Raw genomic sequence first — 20,916 nt, forward strand, 5'->3', positions numbered from 1 at the left:
ACACCGGCATTTGCCCGCACCGCTCATCGCGAACCGATTCCGCACCTGCTTCCGTTCCGGCTATCGGCCGGGCCGCCCATGCGGTCCCGGATCTGCTCTCGACCGGCTACCAGACCGCCGGGTCACCCGGGATTCACCTTTCCGAACTCGTCGCATGCGTGGTTCGCCTGGTCCGAGAGCGCGAACTCGTGCCAGGGGAGCGCGGCTCGATGCCGGGATCGACCACCGGGACGGCTGCTCGGCGGCCTCCGCCGCCGGACCCGAACCGAACCCGGCCTCGGGACAGCACACCGGTTGCTGCCGCACCGCTCATGTGTCGGCGCTGTGAACGCAACTTCGCAACCGTGCTAGTCGGTCTTGTGAAAAGGTTTGCGAAGGGGGATTCCGTGTCGGTGCGGTTCACGCGGCCGGGTACCTTGGGTCAATGTTCTCGAAAGTCTTGGTTGCCAACCGTGGCGAGATCGCCATCCGCGCCTTCCGTGCGGCCTACGAACTCGGCATCGGGACGGTCGCCGTGTTTCCCTACGAGGACCGCAATTCGGTCCATCGGCTGAAGGCGGCGGAGTCGTACCAGATCGGCGAGCCCGGCCATCCGGTGCGGGCCTACCTGTCGATCGAGGCGATCATCGAGGCGGCCAAGTCGGCGGGCGCGGACGCGATCTACCCGGGGTACGGGTTCTTGTCGGAGAACCCGGATCTGGCGGCGGCATGCGCCCGCGAGGGCATCACCTTCATCGGACCGTCGGCCGAGGTGCTCGAACTGGCGGGTAACAAGGCGCGGGCGATCGCGGCGGCCAAGGCTGCCGGGCTGCCGGTGTTGCGTTCGAGCGCACCGTCGTCGGACGTGGAGGAGCTGCTGGCCGCGGCACGGGGGCTGGAATACCCCATCTTCGTGAAGGCGGTGGCCGGCGGCGGAGGGCGCGGGATGCGCCGGGTCGCCGCGCCCGAACAGCTGCGCGAGTCGATCGAGGCGGCCTCCAGGGAGGCGGAGTCGGCGTTCGGCGACCCGACGGTGTTCCTGGAACAGGCGGTGGTGAACCCCCGCCACATCGAGGTGCAGATCCTGGCTGATCAGCACGGGAACGTGATGCACCTGTTCGAGCGGGACTGCTCGGTGCAGCGCCGCCACCAGAAGGTGATCGAGCTGGCACCGGCACCCAATCTGGACCCCGCACTGCGGGAACGGATCTGCGCCGACGCGGTCGCCTTCGCCCGGCAGATCGGCTACTCGTGCGCGGGCACCGTGGAGTTCCTGCTCGACGAGCGCGGCAACCACGTCTTCATCGAGATGAACCCGCGCATCCAGGTGGAGCACACGGTGACCGAGGAGATCACCGACGTGGACCTGGTGCAGTCGCAGCTGCGCATCGCGGCGGGGGAGACGCTCGAGCAATTGGGTCTCAGCCAGGACGCCGTGACCATCCGGGGCGCGGCTTTGCAATGCCGGATCACCACCGAGGACCCGGCCAACGGATTCCGTCCCGACACCGGCCGGATCACCGCCTACCGCACACCCGGCGGCGCGGGCATCCGCCTAGATGGCGGCGCGAACCTGGGCGCCGAGATCGGCGCCTACTTCGACTCCATGCTGGTCAAGCTCACCTGCCGGGGCCGTGACTTCGATACGGCGGTGGCGCGGGCGAGCCGGGCGCTGGCCGAGTTCCGGATTCGCGGCGTCGCCACGAACATTCCCTTCCTGCTGGCGGTGCTGGACGATCCGGACTTCAAGGCGGGCCGGGTCACCACCTCGTTCATCGACGAGCGTCCGCAGCTGCTGACCCTGCGCCGGTCCGCGGACCGCGGCACCAAGATCCTCGACTACCTGGCCGACGTCACGGTGAACAAGCCGCACGGCGATCGGCCGACCACGGTGTACCCGCACGACAAGTTGCCCGCGATCGATCTGAGCGTGCCGCCGCCGGACGGCTCGCGGCAGCGGCTGCTGCGGCTGGGTCCGGAGGGTTTCGCGCGGGCGTTGCGTGAGCAGAAGGCGGTCGGCGTCACCGACACCACCTTCCGCGACGCACACCAATCGCTGCTGGCCACCCGGGTGCGCACCAACGGTCTGCTGGGCGTGGCGGGGCATGTGGCGCGATTGACTCCGGAGTTGCTGTCGATCGAGGCGTGGGGCGGAGCGACCTACGACGTGGGGCTGCGGTTCCTGTACGAGGACCCGTGGGAGCGGCTGGCGGCGTTGCGCGAGGCGATCCCGAACATCTGCCTGCAGATGCTGCTGCGCGGCCGTAACACCGTCGGCTACACCCCGTATCCGGAGGCGGTGACCCGCGCGTTCGTCTCGGAGGCGACCGCCACGGGTATCGACATCTTCCGTATCTTCGACGCGCTCAACAATGTCGACCAGATGCGTCCGGCCATCGATGCGGTCCGCGAGACCGGTACCGCGATCGCGGAGGTCGCGATCAGCTACACCGGGGATCTGTCGAATCCGGACGAGTCGCTCTACACCCTGGACTACTACCTGAAGCTGGCCGAGCAGATCGTCGACGCGGGCGCGCACGTGCTCGCGATCAAGGACATGGCGGGTCTGCTGCGCGCCCCGGCCGCGACCACACTGGTCACCGCGTTGCGCAGCAATTTCGATCTGCCGGTGCACGTGCACACCCACGACACCCCGGGCGGGCAGCTGGCCACTTATCTGGCCGCGTGGCAGGCCGGCGCCGACGCCGTGGACGGGGCGAGCGCCGCGATGGCGGGCACCACCAGCCAGCCCGCGCTCTCGGCGATCGTCGCCGCGGCGGCGCACAGCGAGTACGACACCGGGTTGAACCTGCAGAACGTGTGCGACCTGGAACCGTACTGGGAGGCGCTGCGGAAGGTGTACGCCCCGTTCGAGTCCGGGCTGCCCGCACCCACCGGTCGCGTCTACACCCACGAGATCCCCGGCGGGCAGTTGTCGAACCTGCGTCAGCAGGCCATCGCGCTCGGGTTGGGTGACAGGTTCGAGGAGGTGGAGGCGAAGTACGCCGCCGCCGACCGGCTGCTCGGCCGCTTGGTGAAGGTCACCCCGTCCTCGAAGGTCGTCGGTGACCTGGCGCTGGCGTTGGTCGGCACCGGTGTCGAGGTCGAGGATTTCGCCTCCGACCCGGGTCGCTACGACATCCCGGATTCGGTGATCGGTTTCCTGCGCGGTGAACTCGGCACACCCGCCGGCGGCTGGCCCGAACCGTTCCGCACCAAGGCTCTGGCCGGGCGCGGCGCGGCCAAGCCCGAGACACCGTTGACGCCCGCGGACGAGAAGGGCCTGTCCGGCAGCTCCGAGGAGCGCCGGGCGACGTTGAACCGGTTGCTGTTCCCCGGCCCCACCGCCGAATTCCTCGCCCACCGGGAGAAGTACGGCGATACCTCCGGGTTGTCGGCCAACCAGTTCTTCTACGGGCTGCGCCGCGGCGAGGAACACCGGGTGCAGTTGGAGAAGGGAGTCACCTTGCTCATCGGCCTGGAAGCGATCTCCGAGCCCGACGAGCGCGGTATGCGCACGGTGATGTGCATCTTGAACGGGCAGCTGCGGCCGGTCTCGGTGCGTGACCGATCGATCGCCAGCGAGATCCCCGCGGCGGAGAAAGCCGACAAGGCCAACCCAGGCCACATCGCGGCGCCGTTCGCCGGTGTCGTCACTCTCGCGGTCTCCGAAGGCGATTCGGTCGCGGCGGGCGACACCATCGGCACCATCGAGGCCATGAAGATGGAAGCCGCGATCACCGCGCCACGCGCGGGCATCGTCGGCCGCGTCGCCATCGGCTCCGTGCAGCAGGTCGAGGGCGGTGACCTGCTCATCGAACTGGCGGTGCGGGAGTCGTCCGCCGGATGACGAGGATCGTCGCGGGCGCGGCGGGCGGACGGCGCCTCCGGGTGCCGCCGTCCGGCACCCGCCCGACCTCCGATCGCGTCCGGGAGGCGCTGTTCAGCGCGTTGGACGCCCGGTTGGACTTCGCGGGCGCGCGCGTCCTCGACTTGTACGCGGGTTCCGGCGCACTCGGGCTGGAGGCGCTGTCGCGTGGCGCCGAGCACGCTTTGCTCGTCGAATCCGACCGGAAGGCGGCGGCCGTTGTTCGCGGCAATATCGCCGACCTCGGGCTGCCCGGCGCCGAATTGCGGGTCGCGACGGTGGCCAGTGTGCTGCAACTGGGCGAGGCGGGCGGCTTCGACGTGGTCTTCTCGGACCCGCCGTACGCGGTGGACAACGCCGCGGTGCTGGCCGACCTGAGCGCGCTGGCCGAGCGCGGTTGGCTGCGCCCAGGGGCGGTGGTCGTGCTGGAGCGTTCGGCGCGTTCCCCCGAAACCGCCTGGCCCGCAGGCTTCGTCCCGGCCAAGTCGCGCCGGTACGGCGAAACCCGCATCGAGCTGGCGGAGTTCGATCCGGACGAATAGGCGCGCGTGCGGCCACCCGTGCCCGGCCGCGTGCGTCCTGCTAGCGTCGCCTCATGGCAGGAGCACTGTGCCCCGGGTCGTTCGACCCCGTGACCTACGGACACCTCGACGTTTTCACCCGGGCGGCGGCCCAGTTCGACGAGGTCGTCATCACCGTCATGATCAACCCGAAGAAGCAGGGCATGTTCACCGTCGACGAGCGCATCGAGATGCTGCGCGAGTCGACCGCGCACCTGGGCAACGTCCGGGTGGAGTCGTGGCAGGGGCTGCTGGTGGACTTCGCCCGCGAGCAGGGCATCACCGCCATCGTGAAGGGTCTGCGCGACGCGGGCGACTTCGGCTATGAACTGCAGATGGCGCAGATGAACAAGAAGCTCTCCGGCGTGGACACCTTCTTCATAGCCACCAACCCGTCGTTCAGCTTCCTGTCCAGCTCACTGGTCAAGGAGGTCGCCGCCTACGGCGGCGACGTCGCCGACATGCTGCCCCCCTCGGTGCACAAGCGCCTCCTCGACCGCCTGGCCGAACGCAAGAACTGACCAACCAGGCCGCGAATCCGCAGGTGATCTCGCCTTCATCGCAAACCTGCTAGAACGCTGACGCGGTGGCGAACAACGGACCCTCTACGGAAAAGCCACGGAGCCTTCACACCTGCCGACCCGACCGGGTGGTTCACCACCCTGTCGGGTTCGCCAAAGCAACCACTGATCACGCGAGAATTTGGGTAACTCCCGGGGAACGCCCAAACCCCACCGGCACCCAACGCAAGATCTGAACGCAACTCACGTCCCACTTACTGGTAAGGCCTGAATACTCGGAGAGGCGGGCAGCGAGGCGGGCGGGCAGCCTAGAACACCAGACCACGTAGGGCCAGGAAGCGCATGCCGCCGACCACAGCGGTGATCGCCAGGATCGCGACGGCCTGGGCGGTGTCCCCGAGGCCGGGAGCCCACAGACCAAGGGCGGCCAGCCCCGCGGTGGTGACGCCGAGTCCGACCAACGCGAGCCCGCCGCCTTCCCATTGCGCGGTGAACCAGCCGACCCGTTCCGCGGCGTGGAAGGTGAGCTGACGGTGCAGCTCGTTGGCGATCACGGTGCTGACGATCGAGCCCACGACGTTGGCGATCAGCGGTCCGACGCCGTGCATGGCGAAGAACAACAGGACGTACGCGATATTGCTGGAGCCGCCGACCAGCGCGAATCGGATCAGCTGAGCGAAGGCTCGATCGCCGCGCAGGTACCGGGCGAGCCGGCCGAGCCCGGTCGCCACCGAGGTCCTCGGCAGTGCCGGATAGGGGCCGGCCCACGGCACGAAGAAGCTGGTGGCGCTCACTCCTCCGGGTCGCGGCAGTTCCAGTAAGGTCATCGTCTTTCCGATCGAACACAAGCCCTCGGCAGGGACAACGGCGAGAGTGCTCGCATGCTTCCCCCGTCGACTCTTGGCAGGTTCCGTTCGTAGCGCATATTCGGCAATCGCTGACGTGTCGGCGCCTGTCAACATTCGACGGCGGGTTGTCCTTACCTCCGGCTTCCTTGTCCGCGATCCAGGGAACGCGGTAGGTGCTGAAGATCTTGGTCGACCTTCCAAGAAAATGTAACACGAAGCGGAGAGGAGGTCTCCACTTGATTTTGTGGCGTGCGAGACACTGGCACGACACACCGGAAAGGGACTCGGCACGAGCCGTGACGAGGGGCACACTGGGCGTCGGCGGAGATTTCGCCGTGAGTCCGCAGGAGGGTAGTGAGCATGTATCGCGTTTTCGAAGCGCTCGATGAACTGGTCGCCATCGTCGAAGAGGCGCGCGGCATCCCCCCGACCCGCAGTTGCATCGTGCCGCGCGGCGACGTGCTGGAATTACTCGACGACGTCCGCGACGCGCTGCCCGGCGAACTCGACGACGCACAGGACGTGCTCGACCATCGCGACAAGATCGTCTCCGATGCCAGGACCGCGGCCGAGACCGCCGTGACCGGGGCGAACGAGCAGGCCGAGCGCACCATCGGCGCGGCGCGCGAGGAAGCCGACCGCATCCTCGCCGACGCCAAGGCGCATGCCGATCGGATGGTCGCCGAGGCGAGCGCGCACGCCGATCACCTGGTGGCCTCCGCTCAGGAGGCGGCCGATCGGGTGGTGGCCGACGGCAACGCCGAATACGAGGCGGTGACCGGCCGGGCGCGGGCCGAGTCGGAGCGGATGATCGATGCGGGCAAGGCCGCCTACGACCGCTCCGTCGCCGACGGGCTCGCCGAGCAGGAGCGGCTGGTCACGCAGACCGAGGTGGTGCGGGCCGCGCACGCCGAATCGGCCAGGGTGATCGACGCCGCGCATGCCGAGGCGGATCGCCTGCGCGAGGAGTGCGACCACTACGTCGACTCCCGGCTCGCCGATTTCGAGGAGACGCTGACCAGCACGCTGCGCACGGTCGGGCGGGGGCGCCATCAACTGCGCAGTGGGGCGGGCGCACCCGACTACGCCACGGAATTCCGCAGGTAGCGGCCCCGAGCGCGATGGGCCGCGTTTGGGCGTGAACCGCGTGATCGCGTATTGTTGAGTGGTTGCCCGTATCCCCTCGATCGTGAGTGAGTCCGTGATGTCCGCCGGTTCCGGTTCCGCGTCGCGTCCCCGATCGGCCAAGCGCCGGTCGCCGGACGCCGCTTTCGTGCTGGACACCCGCAGCCTCGGCCGCAGGCCGGGGACCATGCGCGAGCTGCGCCGTACCGTCACCACCGAGGAGCGGATCGGTCTGGATCTGATCGGCGTTCCGGTGGGTGCGCAGGTGGAATTGGATCTGCAGTTGCAGGCGGTGTCCGAGGGAGTGCTGGTCACCGGGACGGTCGAGGCGCCGATCGAAGGTGAGTGCTCGCGCTGCCTGGAGCCGTTCACCGACTCGGTCACCCTGCGGCTGACCGAGCTGTTCGCCTATCCGGACAGCACCACCGAGCAGACCACCGAGGACGACGAGATCTATCGCATGGACGACGACCTCATCGATCTGGAACCGGTGGTGATCGACGCCGTCGGGCTGGAGTTGCCGCTGCAACCGCTGTGCACCCCGGATTGCGCGGGACTGTGCCCGGAATGCGGCGTACGGATGGCGATTGCGGGATCCGACCACCGGCATGAGATACTTGACCCTCGCTGGGCCGGACTGGCCAGATTCGCCTCCGAATCGCCCGGCAGCGGCAGCCCCGACGAGGGTGCGGCCGACCGAGACCACTGAGCAAGACCGATCAGCCGAACCGGCAGAGCAATTAAGACAGAGGAGAAGTAGTCGTGGCCGTTCCCAAGCGCCGGATGTCCCGTTCCAACACCAGGTCGCGGCGCAGCCAGTGGAAGGCCACCGCGCCGACCCTGATCACCTGCCCGAACCGCGCCTGCGGCGAGAAGACCCTGCCGCACATCGCCTGCCCGTCCTGCGGTACCTACAAGGGCCGCCAGGTCACGGCGGCGGTCTGATCGTCCGATCTGTCGTAGCGACGTGACCGACGAACCCGACTCGTCCGGTGAACACGCGAGCCTGCTCGCCGCGTTGGGCGTCGACGTGCAGCCGGATCTGCTGCGTCTCGCACTGACTCATCGGTCGTACGCGTACGAGAACGGCGGTCTGCCGACGAACGAGCGTCTCGAGTTCCTCGGCGACTCCGTGCTCGGGCTGAGCATCACCGAACGGCTGTATCACGAGCATCCCTCGAAGTCCGAGGGTGAGCTGGCCAAACTGCGCGCGAGCGTGGTGAACATGCGCGCGCTGGCGGAGGTCGCCCGCGGGCTCGGCGAGGGCGGGCTCGGTGCCCACCTGCTGCTCGGCAAGGGCGAGGAGCTCACCGGCGGCCGGGACAAGGAGAGCATCCTCGCCGACGGTATGGAGTCGTTGCTCGGCGCCGTGCATCTGGAGCACGGCATCGAGGTGGCTCGCGCCGTGGTGCTGCGGCTGTTCGCCGAGCTGCTCGAGCGCGGACCGCGGATGGGCGCGGGCCTGGACTGGAAGACGAGCCTGCAGGAACTCACCGCCGAGCGTGGTCTCGGCGTGCCCAGCTACGAGATCACCTCGACCGGGCCGGACCACGACAAGGAATTCACCGCCACCACGGTGATCGGCGGCCGGGCCTACGGGCAGGGCGTCGGACGGTCGAAGAAGGAAGCCGAGCAGAAGGCCGCGGGGGCCGCCTACGAGGCGCTGACCGCCGAAACCTGACGTGCCCGAACTTCCCGAGGTCGAGGTCGTGCGGCGCGGGCTCGCCGAGCACGTGGTCGGCCGGATGATCGAATCGGTGGCGATCACCCATCCCCGCTCGGTGCGCCGCCATCTCGAAGGCGCCGCCGATCTCGCCGCACGGCTGACCGGCCTGAAGGTCGAGTCGGCCGAGCGGCGCGGCAAATTCCTCTGGCTCACCTTCGACGATCCGGAGGCGGCGCTCGTCGTGCATCTCGGCATGAGCGGTCAGATGCTGGTCCAGCCCGCGGAAGCGCCGCTGGAGAAGCACGCCCACATCCGCGCCACCTTCGGCGACGGCACCCAGCTGCGCTTCGTCGACCAGCGCACCTTCGGCGGCTGGGCGCTCGCGCCGCTGGTCGAGGTGGACGGCACCCTGGTGCCCGAGCCGGTCGCGCACATCGCTCGCGATCCGCTGGATCCGCGTTTCGACGTCGAATCCGTGGTCGCCGTCATCCGGGGCAAGCAGAGTGAGATCAAACGCGTGCTGCTCGACCAAGGCGTGGTCTCCGGCATCGGCAACATCTACGCCGACGAGGCGCTGTGGCGGGCCGAGATCCACGGGGGACGGACCGCCTCCGGGCTGTCCAGACCCGCGGTGCGCGGGTTGCTCGCCGAAGTCGGCATTGTGATGAGCGAAGCGCTCGCCGCGGGCGGTACGTCGTTCGACGCGCTCTATGTGAACGTCAACGGCCAGTCGGGCTACTTCGAACGCTCCCTGGCCGTATACGGTCGGGAGCACGAGCCGTGTCGCCGGTGTGGTGCGCCGATCATCCGCGAGCGGTTCATGAACCGCTCGTCCTACTCCTGCCCGCGCTGCCAGCCGAAGCCTCGTCGTCGTTAGCGCGGGCGAGCTACCGTTTCCTCAGGGCGGTTCGGAATGTCAGCCGACCGTGAGGAAGGGAAGCATGCGCAAGCTCACCTATTACGTCGCGTCGACGATCGACGGTTTCATCGCCACCGAGGACGGCTCGGTCGACTTCTTCCCGGTCGGCGGCGACCACGGTCCCTCGATCAACGCGCAGTATCCCGAGACGCTGCCGACCAAGGTGCGCGAGGCGATCGGGTTGGAGGAGCGCAATCGCTACTTCGACACGGTGCTGATGGGACGCAAGACGCACGACTTCGGCGTCCGCACCGGCACCTCCACTCCCTACGCGCATCTGCGGCAATTCGTGGTCTCGACCACCCTGCCCGAGAGTCCCGACGCGGCCGTGGAGCTGATCTCGGAGAACCCGATCGAGAAGGTTCGCACGCTCAAGCGGGAGAGCGGGCTGGGTATCTGGTTGTGCGGCGGCGGGGAACTGGCGCAGGCGCTGCTGCCGGAGATCGACCAGATCTTCCTCAAGCTCTACCCGATCGTGCTCGGGAGCGGCCGTGCGCTGTTCGGCGCCGGGTCGCGGCTGCCGGAACCGGCCAAGTTCCGGGTGATCACCAGCACGGTGTTCGAGGACGGGGTGGCCTTCGTCAAATACAGCCGGGTGCACTGACCCGGTGCCCGGTCAGGAGGAATCGAGCGGGATGCCGGACGCCGCCGCGGCGCCCGGTCCGGAGGCGGCGCTGCGAGAGATCGGCTTCTGGCTGGAGCGCTCCCGGGCGGAGACCCACCGGGTGAAGGCCTACCGGCGCGCCGCCGACGTCGTCGCGGAGTTGTCCGCCGACGAGCGCGAGGCGCGCCGGGCGGCAGGCACTTGGACCGAGCTGGCCGGCATCGGGCCCAAGACCGCCGCCGTCATCGAGCAGGCGTACGCGGGCGTGGTGCCGCGGTACCTGAGCGAGTTGCGGGCGGCCGCGCAGCCGATCGGGGCGCCGGGCAAGCCGTTGCGCGAGCTGCTGCGCGGCGATCTGCACACCCACTCGAACTGGTCCGACGGCGGCAGCCCGATCGAGGAGATGATGCGAGTCGCGGCGGCGCTCGGGCACGAATACTGCGCCCTGACCGACCATTCCCCGCGCCTGACCGTGGCCAACGGCCTGTCCGCCGACCGGTTGCGCAGGCAGCTGGACGTGGTGGCCGAGCTCAACGACCGGATGGCGCCGTTCCGCATCCTCACCGGCATCGAGGTGGACATCCTCGACGACGGCACCCTCGATCAGCAGGCGGATCTGCTCGCCCGGTTGGATGTGGTCGTGGCCAGCGTGCACTCGCGTCTGCGTGACGACAGCGCGACCATGACCAAGCGCATGGCGTACGCGGTCGCCGATCCCAACGTCGACGTGCTCGGTCACTGCACCGGCCGCCTGGTCACGGGGGGACGCGGCACCAGGCCGGAGTCGACGTTCGACGCCGAGGTGGTGTTCGAGGCGTGCCGCACCTACGGCACCGCCGTGGAGATCAACAGCAGGCCCGAACGACTGGATCCGCCTTCGCGATTGCTGCGCCTGGCCGCTGAGATGGGTTGTCACTTCTCGATCGACACCGACGCGCACGCACCCGGCCAGCTCGACTGGCAGGGGTACGGTTGCGAGCGCGCGCTCGCGAACGGCGTCGCGGCGGAACGTGTGATCAATACCTGGCCGCTGGCGGATCTGCTGGCGTGGACTCGCGCGCAAGCGTGACCGCCGGGTTAACTTGTACCGAACAATACGACTTCGCCTGTGTCCGAAGGCTATTGCGGCACAGAATAAGGGTCACACGAATCGCTAGGGGTGGGATCAACTGGTGGGCGACTTTCCGCTCGAAATCGTACTCGCGCTCATCGGTATCGCGGTGCCCATCGGCGCGTTCCTGTGGGAGTTCGTCTTCGCCGGCCGAAGGCGCTTGGGCTATCGGGTGCAGATGGATACGCCGGTCACCGGTGAGATCGAATCGGTGTTTCCCGGTGTGCTCCCGCAACTGCGCCCCTCACTCGACGGCGCCAGTCCGGACCTGAAGGACATCTCGGTCGTTCTGGTGCGCGTCGAGAACAGCGGCATCACGACCATCGACAGCCACGACTACAAAGCGCCGGAAGCCGCGCGGATCGGCCTGCATCTGCGTTTTCCGCAGCGCCGCGTGATCGGCATGGCGGTGAACGAACTCAGCGATCCCGCGTTGGCCGACAACCTCGACGCCGATTCCGGCATCGCGGTGCGCGAGGACACCGGCGGGCACATCGGCGTGATCGACCTGCCGAAGGTGCCGCTCGCCCCCGGCGATCACTACAAGATTCTGGCGATCCTGCAGCGTTCGGAGGGCGTGGGCGAATACCCGCCGCCGGCGTTGCGCGGCGGCATCAAAGGCGGGCGGATCACCGAGACCCGCAGCCGTACCGGCGTTTCCCTGATGATGGTCGCGCTCACGGTCTTCTTGGTGCTGGTGATCGTCGTCCAGTTGGTGGTGTCCGCACTGGAGCCGTCGCCGACGCCGCTGGAGTGCGCCTCCGGCAAACTGACCGTGATCGGGTCTTCGGCGTTCGCCCAGGTGATCGAAGACGCCGCCGAGCAGTATCGGAAGAGTTGCGTCGGCGCCGATTTCACCTACGGCTTCGAAGGATCCGAGCGCGGACTGGACCGGCTCGCCGAAGAAGGCGCGGGCAATCCCGGGTTGCTCGCCGTCACCGACGGTGCGAAGGGCGGCGGCTATCCGACACTGGTGCACCGGCCGTTGGCGTTGTCGCTGTTCACCATGATCGCGCATCCCGGCGTCGGCGTCCGCGACCTCACCGCCGCCCAGATCCAGGATCTGTTCCGGGGCAGGATCGGCAACTGGCGCGAGGTGGGCGGTCCGGACTTGCCGGTGGTGCTGGTCAACCGCATACCAGGCTCGGGCACGCGCACCATCTTCGAACGCAGGCTGCTCGGCGGCACGCAGCCGGAGCGCCCGCACGTGAGCTGCACGGCGTTGAAGGGCACGGTCGTCACCGCGCCCGCGCAGTGCGAGGTGCAGGTCACCGCCGACATGCGCAAAGCGGTGGCCGAAATACCAGGGGCCATCGGCTATTCGGAATTCTCCGAGGCCGTCGGAGCCGGACTGCCGACCATCGCGATCGAGGGCGTCGGCGCGAGCCGGGACGCCGCCGTGCGGCGCGCCTATCCCTTGTGGGGCGTCGAGTACGCCTACAGCAACGGCGAGTTGCCCGGTGGGTCGCTCGCCGCGAGCTTCCTGCACTTCCTGACCGATCAGACCGGCAAAGAGGTGCTGCGCGCGCACGGCAACGCGCCGTGTGCCGACCTGCCCGATCCCGGTCGCTGCCTGCCGGATCAGTGACCCCGGACGTCGTTCCCATGGTCCGGCGGACAACGCGGGGCCACCGGACTACCCATCGGTAGCCGAACGAACGCTGCGGGAGGGGATTTTTCCCGAACTGTTTGGTTTGAACGGCACCCCCTGAGGTACCTCCCACTCGGCCCCCCTGATCATGCCGACCGCGTGACCAGGCCAACCAAGCCCCATGGACGGCGGTGCAGCTAGGTCTTCACCTCCGCCGCGGGGGCCACTTAGTTCAGTTCGGCGCCCGGTACTCCGAGTGCTGGGTGAATGCGAGTGCTACTTGGTTGTCCCTGGAAGGAGGGTCATGAGCGCGCTTTCCGTGCCGATTTCCGCGCAGGCGTCGTCCGATCTGGAGATGCCGTCGTCCGACTACCTGTCGACAGATCGTTCCAGCGGCCCGTTTCGCATCGCGATGGTCGTGCCACCGTACTTCGACGTCCCGCCCAAGGCATACGGCGGCGTCGAGGCCGTGGTGGCCGATCTGGTCGACGCGCTGGTGGCTCGCGGCCACGACGTCACGCTGTTGGGCGCGGGGGAGCCGGGGACGAAGGCCAAGTTCGTGCCGGTGTGGGACCGGGCGCTGCCCGAACGCCTCGGAGAGCCGTTTCCCGAGGTCGTGCACGCGTTGCGGGTGCGCCGCGCGATCGAGAACCTCGCGGCCACTTCCGGTGTGGACCTGGTGCACGACCACACGTTCGCGGGGCCGCTGAACGCGACCGTCTTCCAGAACATGGGCCTTCCGACGGTGCTGACCGTCCACGGGCCGGTGGAGGACGATATCTACCGCTACTACCAGGATCTGGGCGACGAGGTCGCCTTGGTGGCGATCAGCGACCGCCAGCGCGAGCTCGCGCAGGGTCTCAACTGGTCCGGACGGGTGCACAACGCACTGCACGTCGACGATTGGCCGTTCCGCGTCGAGAAGGACGACTACGCGCTGTTCCTCGGGCGGTTCAACGAGTGCAAGGCCCCGCACTTGGCGCTGGAAGCCGCGCATGCCGCGGGTATCCCGCTGGTGCTGGCCGGCAAGTGCAGCGAGCGTCCCGAGCAGGCCTATTTCGAGGAGAAGGTGCGACCGCTGCTGACGGAAAACGATCACGTGTTCGGTCTCGCCGACGCGACGGCCAAGCGTAAGCTGCTTGCGAACGCGCGTTGCCTGTTGTTCCCGATCCGCTGGGAGGAACCGTTCGGCATGGTGATGATCGAATCCATGGTCTGTGGCACGCCGGTGGTCGCGCTGCGCGGCGGGGCGGTGTCCGAGGTGATCGTCGACGGCGTAACCGGCCGGATCTGTGAGGATCCCGCCGAATTGCCCGCGGCCATCGAAGAGGTCAGGGCGCTGGATCCGTACGCCTGCCGGGCGCACGTGCAGGCCAAGTTCGGCTCCGACACGCTCGGTTTCGGGTACGAGCAGGTGTATCGCCGGGTCCTGCGCTCCAAGAAGCGGTCCGGAGCGGTGCCGCTCGATACCGCGGCGGCCGTGACCACGCCACTCGACGACCCGGCGCCCGCCTCGCCGATCCGGATCGCGGCGAGCGGCTTGGCGTGACCGATTCCGTACCGGTGAGCCCCGCCCCCCTGAACTCCGGTGAGTCCACCGGGTTCGGGGGGTGCGGCTCGGTGACCCTGGTGGAAGGCGGCACCTTCTGCCTGTCCAATCGGCTCGGCGACGTCGAACCGGGTAAGCCGCACGGCTTGTTCTTCCGGGACGCCCGCGTGCTGTCGCGCTGGGAGTTGCTGGTGAACGGCAAACCCGCCGAGTCGCTTTCGGTGCTCAGTCCGGAGGCGTTCGCCGCCAGGTTCGTGTTGCGCAGGCCCCCGCAGGCGGGCCTGGCCGACAGCACGTTGCTGGTGGTGCGCGAACGGATCGTGGCCGACGGCATGCACGAGCTGATCACGTTGGAGAACATGGGCCGCGAGCCCACCGCGGTGCTGCTGGAACTGCATGTGGACGCCGACTTCGTCGACCTGTTCGCGGTGAAGGAAGGACGCGCAGGACACGGGCGGGCGGACGTGACGGTCGCCGACGGGGAACTGGTGCTGCACGATCACGCCGACCGCAGCCGGGGCATCTCGATCTCGGCGACCGTGGAGCCCGAGGTGATGCCCGGTTCGCTGCTGTGGCGGGTGATCGTGCCGGTCGGCGAATGCTGGCAGGCCGAGATCATCGCCCAGCCGACCGTGGGCAACCAGCGTTTCCAGGCGATCTCGCCGGGCGAGCACTACAACGTCAGCGCGCCGGGCCGCAAGATCGAGGCGTGGCGCGACACCGCCACCGACATCGCCGCCTCCGATCCGGCGCTCACCCGGGTGCTGCGCCGCACCGAGAGCGACTTGGGCGCCTTGCAGATGCACGACGAATCCGGCGACGCGCGGCCTTTCGTCGCCGCGGGCGCACCGTGGTTCATGACCCTGTTCGGCCGCGACAGCCTGCTCACAGCGTGGATGGCGCTGCCGCTGGAGATCGATCTCGCGCTGGGCACGCTGCAACAGTTGGCGGAGCTGCAAGGGCAGGACGTGAATCCGCTCACCGAGGAGGAACCCGGCCGCATCATGCACGAGATGCGCCGCGGCCCCGCGGGCGGACAGGTGTTCGGCGGCCACATCTACTACGGAACTGCCGACGCCACACCGCTGTTCGTGATGCTGCTGGCCGAATGTCATCGCTGGGGCGCCGACCCGGAGGCGATCCGGCACCTGCTGCCCGCCGCCGACGCCGCGCTGCACTGGATCACCGACTACGGCGACCGGGACGGCGACGGCTTCGTCGAGTACCGCCGCGCCACCGATCGCGGCCTGGTCAACCAGGGCTGGAAGGACAGCTTCGACGGAATCAACGACGCCACCGGCCATATCGCCGAAGCGCCCATCGCCCTGTGCGAGGTGCAAGGGTACGTGCACGCCGCGCTGCTGGCCAGGGCCGAACTGGCGGAGGCTTTCGACGACTTGCGGCTGGCCGGCCAGCTACGCGAACGCGCCGCGGAGTTGCGCGTCAAGTTCGCCGAACAGTTCTGGCTGCCCGATCGCGGCTGGTATGCCGTGGCGCTGGACGGCGGCAAGCGCCAGGTCGACGCGCTGACCAGCAATGTAGCGCACTGCCTCTGGTCGGGCATCGCCACCGACGAGCACGCGGCGGAGCTGGTGTCGCGGATGGCGGCCCCGGAGATGGATTCCGGCTTCGGGTTGCGCACGCTGGCGTCGAACATGGGCGCCTACAATCCGATGAGCTATCACTGCGGCTCGGTCTGGCCGCACGATACGGCGATCGCGGTGGCGGGGCTGCTGCGCTACCGGCACGTTCCCGGCGCGGTGGAGCTGGCCACTCGGCTGGCCACCGGCTTGTTGGACGCGGCCGCGGTGTTCGACGGACGCCTGCCGGAGCTGTTCTGCGGCTTCCCTCGGTCTCGATTCGCCACGCCCGTGCCGTATCCGACGTCCTGCTCGCCACAGGCGTGGGCCAGCGCGGCGCCGCTGTTGCTGGTGCGCGCGTTCCTCGGGCTCGATCCCGACGCGCCGACCAGGACGCTCACCGTTCGACCGCAGCTGCCCGCGCGGTGGGGCAAGGTGTCGCTGCGCGCGCTGCGGCTCGGTGCGACCACCGTCGACCTCGAGGCAGAAGGCGCGCAGATCACCGCGGCGCGCTTGCCCGACGACTGGCGGTTGGTGACCCGATGACCCGCACCGATTGCCGCGGGTCGGGAGCGGGTATGCCCCCGATATAAGGACATTGCAAGCCTTCTCGCACTGATACGCAGCACGGGAGGTGCACGATGCAGACATCGCTGGACATACAGGATCTGTGGCGGACCCGGTACCGGGACTGTTCCGCGGAGCCGTCGACGGATCTCGACATGGATCGCGCCTTGTTCATTCGCAGCGTGCACGCCGGTCACGGCCCGGAGTGCCGCCAATATCTCGCGGCGGCGGCGTACTGTCTCGCCCACGGCGACGAGCACTGAACCATCGGCCGCACTCCGGAACGCGGTGTCGGCAGGGCACCGAGCGTCCTGCCGACACCACGCACCGCCGTGACGACGCCTACAGGATCGCGAAGGCGACCACGAGCCCGAGCGCGAAATGCGCGGCCGCCACCACGAGCACCTCGGTGGTGTAGGTGTCGGCGTGCAGCGCGGCGCCGATGTCGATGCCGAGCGCCCGTTCGATGACGCGCACCGAGATGACCTGCGCGACAATGCCGACCAGGCCGAACACCAGGGCGGCGATCAGGCCCTCGGAGAGCTTGCCGCCGCCGCCTACGGCGAAGATGGCGAGCACGACGATGAACGCCATGCTGATCATGCCCGCCGCGGTGACGATGACGGCGTTCGGCTTGCCCGCCACCACCAGCTTGCGCAGCTTGCCCGGCGTGGTCAGGTCGATGGCGTAGAAGCCGACGAGCATGAGCACCAAGCCGACGAGGGCATAGAGGACGATCGCGCCCACGCCCTCGCCGAGCGAGTTCCAGTACCCCGATTCCAGGGCGACTGCGGTCATCTTGATCCTTCCGAGATGGATCGGCATGCGGCCGAGATGGGTTCGTGCTTGACGGTGACGATGCTCAGTCGGTGGCGATGCGATGCGGGACGAATGCGGAGCCGTCGTCGGTGATCAGTCCCGCGGTCTCGCGGATACCCAGCCCCGCCGCGGCGTCGCCGACGATCCACGCGCCGAGCACCGGACGCATGTCATCGAATTCCGGGAGCGGATCGAGCAGTTGGTACACGTAGCCTTCCTCGCCGTAGACGCCGCCGGTCGCGGTCTCCAGTCCGGCGCCGACGATCGTCATGTTGGCGCCCTCGCGTCCCAGCTTCGGTTTGCGGATGTACTCGGTGAGCTCGTTGGGTTGGTCGAGGTAGGCGGGCAGCAGATTCGGGTGACCCGGGTACATCTCCCACAGCACCGCCAGGATCGCCTTGTTGCTCAGCAGCGTCTTCCACAGCGGTTCGATCCACATGGTCTCCGGCAGGCTGTCCACGACGCGTTTGCCGAAATCGTCATCGAGCACCCATTCCCACGGGTAGAGCTTGAAGACCGCCTCCATCGGAGCCTCCGCCAGGTCGACGAAACGCTCCAGCTCGGAATCGAATCCGATCTCCTCGATCGGCAGCGCGATGGTGTCGAAACCGGCCTCGGCCGCGGTCTCCTGGAGGTAGGCGGTGGTGACGTTGTCCTCGCCGGTGGCGTCAGCACCGGACCAGGTGAAGTGCAGCTGCGACGTGGGCAGCACGTCACGCAACTCGCCCCACCGCTCGACCAGCTTCTCGTGCAACGAGTTCCACTGGTCGCCGCCGGGGTAGCGGTCGGTCAGCCAGTGCCACTGCACGATGGCCGCCTCCAGCAGCGAGGTCGGCGTGTCGGCGTTGTACTCCAATAGTTTCGCCGGACGCCGTGCGTCGTAGCGCAGGTCGAAACGCCCGTACACGTGCGGATCGGAACGCCGCCAGGATTCGGCGATCGGGCCCCAACTCCATTCGGGCAGGCCGAAATCGGCGTACCGCTCGGTGAGCACGATGTGCTCCACCGCGTTCAGGCACATCGAGTGCAGGAGTTCGACGTCGGCCTCCAAGGCGAGGATCTCCGACATCTCGAACTCGTAGTGCACCGACTCGTCCCAGTACGGCCGCGGCTGACCGCTCGCGTCCCGCCCCGGGGCACCGTAGACCAGGCCTTGGCTCTCGATGATCTGCTGCCAGCCCGGCCGGGGCGTATCCCGTACACGCCGCATCTACGATCCTCCGCCGCTCTTGCTACCCAGGCCGCCGCGCTGGATGGTGGTGCCGCTCTTGGTCTTGATCTCGGCGCTCTTCGGCTTGATCGTGGTGCCGCCGACGGGCGGTTTGCCGATCGTGCCGGTGCCGCCGTAGTAGTAGCGGTACTGCGGCCCGCCGCCGAGGATGATCAAACCGGGATTGATGCCGGTGTCGTTGACGAAGCCAGGACGGCCGTCGCCGCAGTAAGAGTCGTCGACCACGATTTCTTGGCCGTTCTCGATTTTCATGCACTGGGCCGTGACCCGGTCAGGGGCAGCCAAGGCGCGATAGGCCAGATAGCCGCCGCCGACCAGGGCAGCGACGCCGACGATGGCGACTCCGCCGATCATGACGCGTTTGCGGGTGCGCTTCTTGGCCTCCTCGGCCGCGGCGGCCGCGCGCTGGACTTCCTCGGCGCGCTTGCGCGCCTTGTCGCGCGCTCGTGCCTCGGCCACCGTGGGCGGGCGGGGGCGGGTCACGCCCGCTTCTTGGCGTTGGATACTGCCGGGGCGAGGAGGGGACGCGGCGGGCGGCCGATCGCCGGGACCGGCCCCGCTCGATGGCGCCGAAGTGGGCGTCGACCAGTCGTTTTCGGGCTGATCGGCGTCACCCGATGCGGACGTGGGGGTCGATCGGTGGGCGCCACCGGCGGCAGGTGCCGACCTGTCCTGTTCATCGGGGGGCGTCGGCGTCGGCGGTTGCCGGTCCTCGGCCGGGCGCTGTGGGCCGGACGGCCGCTCGGGCTCGTCCCGGCGCTCGTCCCCCGGATTTCGCGTGCTCATCGCTGCGCCCCCCTCGTCGCCCGAACCACCACTACCGCTCCTCGAAACCGGTCAAATCACCCCGCGCGGGCTCCCAGCTTTCCACAACCAACCTGACCTGACCAGGTGTGTCCTCGGAACGCAAGAGGGCCAGCAACCGCTCGCAAGCCGGTCGCGGACCTTCGGCGACCACGTGCACGCGGCCGTCCCTGGCATTCGTCGCATGCCCGGCCAGTCCCAGTTCGAGCGCGCGGGACCGGGTCCACCAGCGGAAACCGACACCCTGGACCAGTCCGTGCACCCAGGCGCTCAACCGAACGGCCTCGTCCATCAGGCCTCGATGTCGAACGACAGCGTCACCTTCGATCCCGCTTTCAACGTCCGCCCCACGGTGCAGACCTTGTCGATCGCGCGCTGCACGGTGACCAGCAACCGTTCACGAGCCTCCTCGTCGAGGTCGCTGAGGTCGAGTTCGAACACCTCGTCCAGCTGCGGGTAGACCTCGTTCTCCCGGTCGGCGTCGCCGGAGACGCGAATGGTGGCGTCGAAGTTGTCGCCGAGTTTGCGCGAAAGGGGGAAGTCCGCGCTGAGGCCGGAGCAGGCGGCGAGCGCGATCTTCAGCAGCTCGCCGGGGGTGAACACACCGGGGACGCCCTGCGAACCGATCAGGACCTCGGCGCCGCGGGAGCTGCGGCCGGTGTAGGCCCTGGTCCCGGTGCGCTCGACCCACAACGTGGTCGGCTCCGGCGCGCTCGGCGCCGCGGGGGCGGTGACGGGTGTAGCGGTCTGTTCAGCCATGGGTTCGATCCTGCCATTGTCGTCGCAATCAGTTCGCGGGCCTGGCAACGCCGCGCGAGGACGGGCCATTCCGCGCGGTCGGCGGACCGTGGCCGGGATTACTCCTGGAACCGGTATCCCATGCCCGCCTCGGTGAGCAGGTGCTTGGGGCGTGACGGATCGTCCTCCAGTTTGCGGCGCAATTGCGCCAGATAGACCCGAAGGTAATGGGTCTCGGTGGCGTACGACGGGCCCCACACCTCCCGCAGCAGCTCGCGCCGCCCGACCAGCTTGCCGCGATTGCGCACCAGCATTTCGAGCATGCCCCACTCGGTGGGGGTCAGGTGCACCGTCTCGCCGCGCTTGGTGACCTTCTTGGCGGCCAGGTCGACGGTGAACGAGTCGGTGGTCACCACCGGCGCCGAGGCATCGGGATCGGTGACGCCGCGCCGGACCGCGGCGCGCAGCCGGGCCAGCAGTTCGTCCATGCCGAACGGTTTGGTGACGTAGTCGTCGGCCCCCGCGTCGAGCGCCTCGACCTTGTCGGCGGAATCCGTCCGCGCCGACAGCACGATCACCGGCGCCGAGGTCCAGCCGCGCAATCCGGCGAGCACCTCGATGCCGTCCATGTCGGGCAGGCCGAGATCGAGGATCACGACGTCCGGATGCCGGTCGGCGGCCGCGCGCAGGCCCGCGCTGCCGGTCGCCGCGGTGATCACCTCGTAGCCGCGGACCGAGAGATTTATTCGCAACGCGCGCACGATCTGCGGTTCGTCGTCGACCACGAGCACCTTCGTCGCCACCGCATCGGGCGTCTTCGTCACAACCGCCGCCTC

General features: G+C 68.6%; 21 protein-coding genes. 14 read left to right on the forward strand and 7 right to left on the reverse strand.

The window, feature by feature from the left end:
- Positions 1 to 424: 424 nt before the first annotated feature.
- The 3 genes from ACIHAX_RS02990 to coaD are packed head-to-tail and all read left to right on the forward strand — an operon-like array spanning position 425 to position 4,928.
- Positions 425 to 3,829, forward strand: coding sequence for a pyruvate carboxylase (locus tag ACIHAX_RS02990; protein ID WP_397275523.1), 3,405 nt, complete (start codon positions 425 to 427; stop codon positions 3,827 to 3,829).
- On the forward strand, positions 3,826 to 4,389 hold the full coding sequence (rsmD, locus tag ACIHAX_RS02995; RefSeq protein WP_355069831.1) for a 16S rRNA (guanine(966)-N(2))-methyltransferase RsmD: 564 nt from the start codon (positions 3,826 to 3,828) through the stop codon (positions 4,387 to 4,389). Before ACIHAX_RS02990 ends, rsmD begins: the two co-directional genes overlap by 4 nt.
- Positions 4,390 to 4,442: 53 nt before the next feature.
- A complete protein-coding gene (gene coaD, locus ACIHAX_RS03000; protein WP_356961254.1) occupies positions 4,443 to 4,928 on the forward strand; it encodes a pantetheine-phosphate adenylyltransferase in 486 nt (161 codons plus the stop codon).
- A 308-nt stretch (positions 4,929 to 5,236) separates the two neighbouring features.
- Here the strand turns inward: coaD and ACIHAX_RS03005 are convergent, their stop codons facing one another.
- Positions 5,237 to 5,755: a GtrA family protein gene (locus tag ACIHAX_RS03005; RefSeq protein WP_355069834.1), complete on the reverse strand. Its 519-nt coding sequence runs from the start codon at positions 5,753 to 5,755 to the stop codon at positions 5,237 to 5,239.
- A gap of 381 nt (positions 5,756 to 6,136) precedes the next feature.
- Here ACIHAX_RS03005 and ACIHAX_RS03010 point away from each other — a divergent pair, with 381 nt between their 5' ends.
- The 11 genes from ACIHAX_RS03010 to ACIHAX_RS03060 all read left to right on the forward strand — a co-directional run bounded on the left by ACIHAX_RS03010 (position 6,137) and on the right by ACIHAX_RS03060 (position 16,751).
- Positions 6,137 to 6,883 (forward strand): DivIVA domain-containing protein, encoded by a 747-nt coding sequence (locus ACIHAX_RS03010; RefSeq protein ID WP_356962422.1) that lies wholly within the window; start codon positions 6,137 to 6,139, stop codon positions 6,881 to 6,883.
- A gap of 97 nt (positions 6,884 to 6,980) precedes the next feature.
- Complete coding sequence (locus ACIHAX_RS03015) at positions 6,981 to 7,610, forward strand: DUF177 domain-containing protein (protein WP_355070978.1); 630 nt, start codon at positions 6,981 to 6,983, stop codon at positions 7,608 to 7,610.
- 53 nt (positions 7,611 to 7,663) lie between these two features.
- Entirely contained in the window at positions 7,664 to 7,846 is a 183-nt protein-coding gene (gene rpmF, locus ACIHAX_RS03020) for a 50S ribosomal protein L32 (RefSeq protein WP_014987105.1), read from the forward strand.
- A 22-nt stretch (positions 7,847 to 7,868) separates the two neighbouring features.
- Positions 7,869 to 8,582: a ribonuclease III gene (rnc, locus tag ACIHAX_RS03025; protein ID WP_355069836.1), complete on the forward strand. Its 714-nt coding sequence runs from the start codon at positions 7,869 to 7,871 to the stop codon at positions 8,580 to 8,582.
- Between the two features lies 1 nt (position 8,583).
- Positions 8,584 to 9,444: a bifunctional DNA-formamidopyrimidine glycosylase/DNA-(apurinic or apyrimidinic site) lyase gene (mutM, locus tag ACIHAX_RS03030; RefSeq protein WP_355069838.1), complete on the forward strand. Its 861-nt coding sequence runs from the start codon at positions 8,584 to 8,586 to the stop codon at positions 9,442 to 9,444.
- A gap of 64 nt (positions 9,445 to 9,508) precedes the next feature.
- Positions 9,509 to 10,090: a dihydrofolate reductase family protein gene (locus tag ACIHAX_RS03035; RefSeq protein ID WP_397275527.1), complete on the forward strand. Its 582-nt coding sequence runs from the start codon at positions 9,509 to 9,511 to the stop codon at positions 10,088 to 10,090.
- Positions 10,091 to 10,121: 31 nt separating this feature from the next.
- The gene (locus ACIHAX_RS03040) at positions 10,122 to 11,159 is read left to right on the forward strand and encodes a PHP domain-containing protein (protein WP_355070980.1); all 1,038 of its coding nucleotides are present in this window, start codon (positions 10,122 to 10,124) and stop codon (positions 11,157 to 11,159) included.
- A 103-nt stretch (positions 11,160 to 11,262) separates the two neighbouring features.
- Complete coding sequence (locus ACIHAX_RS03045) at positions 11,263 to 12,789, forward strand: substrate-binding domain-containing protein (protein WP_355069841.1); 1,527 nt, start codon at positions 11,263 to 11,265, stop codon at positions 12,787 to 12,789.
- Between the two features lie 358 nt (positions 12,790 to 13,147).
- Complete coding sequence (locus ACIHAX_RS03050) at positions 13,148 to 14,341, forward strand: glycosyltransferase family 4 protein (RefSeq protein ID WP_355070981.1); 1,194 nt, start codon at positions 13,148 to 13,150, stop codon at positions 14,339 to 14,341.
- Positions 14,338 to 16,467: a glycogen debranching N-terminal domain-containing protein gene (locus ACIHAX_RS03055; protein ID WP_379251500.1), complete on the forward strand. Its 2,130-nt coding sequence runs from the start codon at positions 14,338 to 14,340 to the stop codon at positions 16,465 to 16,467. The genes ACIHAX_RS03050 and ACIHAX_RS03055 overlap by 4 nt, the downstream gene beginning before the upstream one ends.
- A gap of 95 nt (positions 16,468 to 16,562) precedes the next feature.
- Complete coding sequence (locus ACIHAX_RS03060; protein ID WP_039799555.1) at positions 16,563 to 16,751, forward strand: hypothetical protein; 189 nt, start codon at positions 16,563 to 16,565, stop codon at positions 16,749 to 16,751.
- A gap of 79 nt (positions 16,752 to 16,830) precedes the next feature.
- Here ACIHAX_RS03060 and ACIHAX_RS03065 read toward each other — a convergent pair whose 3' ends face one another.
- The 6 genes from ACIHAX_RS03065 to ACIHAX_RS03090 form a co-directional block, all read right to left on the reverse strand.
- Positions 16,831 to 17,286, reverse strand: coding sequence for a DUF350 domain-containing protein (locus tag ACIHAX_RS03065; protein ID WP_355069843.1), 456 nt, complete (start codon positions 17,284 to 17,286; stop codon positions 16,831 to 16,833).
- A 64-nt stretch (positions 17,287 to 17,350) separates the two neighbouring features.
- A complete protein-coding gene (locus ACIHAX_RS03070) occupies positions 17,351 to 18,517 on the reverse strand; it encodes a glutathionylspermidine synthase family protein (RefSeq protein WP_355069844.1) in 1,167 nt (388 codons plus the stop codon).
- The gene (locus ACIHAX_RS03075) at positions 18,518 to 19,021 is read right to left on the reverse strand and encodes a hypothetical protein (RefSeq protein ID WP_355069846.1); all 504 of its coding nucleotides are present in this window, start codon (positions 19,019 to 19,021) and stop codon (positions 18,518 to 18,520) included.
- A 334-nt stretch (positions 19,022 to 19,355) separates the two neighbouring features.
- Entirely contained in the window at positions 19,356 to 19,634 is a 279-nt protein-coding gene (locus tag ACIHAX_RS03080; protein ID WP_355069847.1) for an acylphosphatase, read from the reverse strand.
- The gene (locus tag ACIHAX_RS03085; RefSeq protein ID WP_356961262.1) at positions 19,634 to 20,101 is read right to left on the reverse strand and encodes an OsmC family protein; all 468 of its coding nucleotides are present in this window, start codon (positions 20,099 to 20,101) and stop codon (positions 19,634 to 19,636) included. Before ACIHAX_RS03085 ends, ACIHAX_RS03080 begins: the two co-directional genes overlap by 1 nt.
- A gap of 98 nt (positions 20,102 to 20,199) precedes the next feature.
- A complete protein-coding gene (locus tag ACIHAX_RS03090) occupies positions 20,200 to 20,904 on the reverse strand; it encodes a response regulator (RefSeq protein ID WP_355069850.1) in 705 nt (234 codons plus the stop codon).
- Positions 20,905 to 20,916 lie beyond the last annotated feature (12 nt).

The sequence above is a fragment of the Nocardia sp. NPDC051929 genome (genome assembly GCF_044548645.1).
Classification (GTDB): Bacteria; Actinomycetota; Actinomycetes; order Mycobacteriales; family Mycobacteriaceae; genus Nocardia; species Nocardia sichangensis.

Excerpts from the sequence above, each read along its gene's own strand:
- ACIHAX_RS03070 (WP_355069844.1), bottom strand. The coding sequence starts at position 18,517 with ATGCGGCGTGTACGGGATACGCCCCGGCCGGGCTGGCAGCAGATCATC.
- ACIHAX_RS03080 (WP_355069847.1), bottom strand. The coding sequence starts at position 19,634 with ATGGACGAGGCCGTTCGGTTGAGCGCCTGGGTGCACGGACTGGTCCAG.
- ACIHAX_RS03035 (WP_397275527.1), top strand. The coding sequence starts at position 9,509 with ATGCGCAAGCTCACCTATTACGTCGCGTCGACGATCGACGGTTTCATC.
- ACIHAX_RS03015 (WP_355070978.1), top strand. The coding sequence starts at position 6,981 with ATGTCCGCCGGTTCCGGTTCCGCGTCGCGTCCCCGATCGGCCAAGCGC.
- coaD (WP_356961254.1), top strand. The coding sequence starts at position 4,443 with ATGGCAGGAGCACTGTGCCCCGGGTCGTTCGACCCCGTGACCTACGGA.
- ACIHAX_RS02990 (WP_397275523.1), top strand. The coding sequence starts at position 425 with ATGTTCTCGAAAGTCTTGGTTGCCAACCGTGGCGAGATCGCCATCCGC.
- ACIHAX_RS03065 (WP_355069843.1), bottom strand. The coding sequence starts at position 17,286 with ATGACCGCAGTCGCCCTGGAATCGGGGTACTGGAACTCGCTCGGCGAG.
- ACIHAX_RS03050 (WP_355070981.1), top strand. The coding sequence starts at position 13,148 with ATGCCGTCGTCCGACTACCTGTCGACAGATCGTTCCAGCGGCCCGTTT.
- ACIHAX_RS03040 (WP_355070980.1), top strand. The coding sequence starts at position 10,122 with ATGCCGGACGCCGCCGCGGCGCCCGGTCCGGAGGCGGCGCTGCGAGAG.
- ACIHAX_RS03060 (WP_039799555.1), top strand. The coding sequence starts at position 16,563 with ATGCAGACATCGCTGGACATACAGGATCTGTGGCGGACCCGGTACCGG.
- rsmD (WP_355069831.1), top strand. The coding sequence starts at position 3,826 with ATGACGAGGATCGTCGCGGGCGCGGCGGGCGGACGGCGCCTCCGGGTG.
- ACIHAX_RS03010 (WP_356962422.1), top strand. The coding sequence starts at position 6,137 with ATGTATCGCGTTTTCGAAGCGCTCGATGAACTGGTCGCCATCGTCGAA.
- ACIHAX_RS03085 (WP_356961262.1), bottom strand. The coding sequence starts at position 20,101 with ATGGCTGAACAGACCGCTACACCCGTCACCGCCCCCGCGGCGCCGAGC.
- ACIHAX_RS03005 (WP_355069834.1), bottom strand. The coding sequence starts at position 5,755 with ATGACCTTACTGGAACTGCCGCGACCCGGAGGAGTGAGCGCCACCAGC.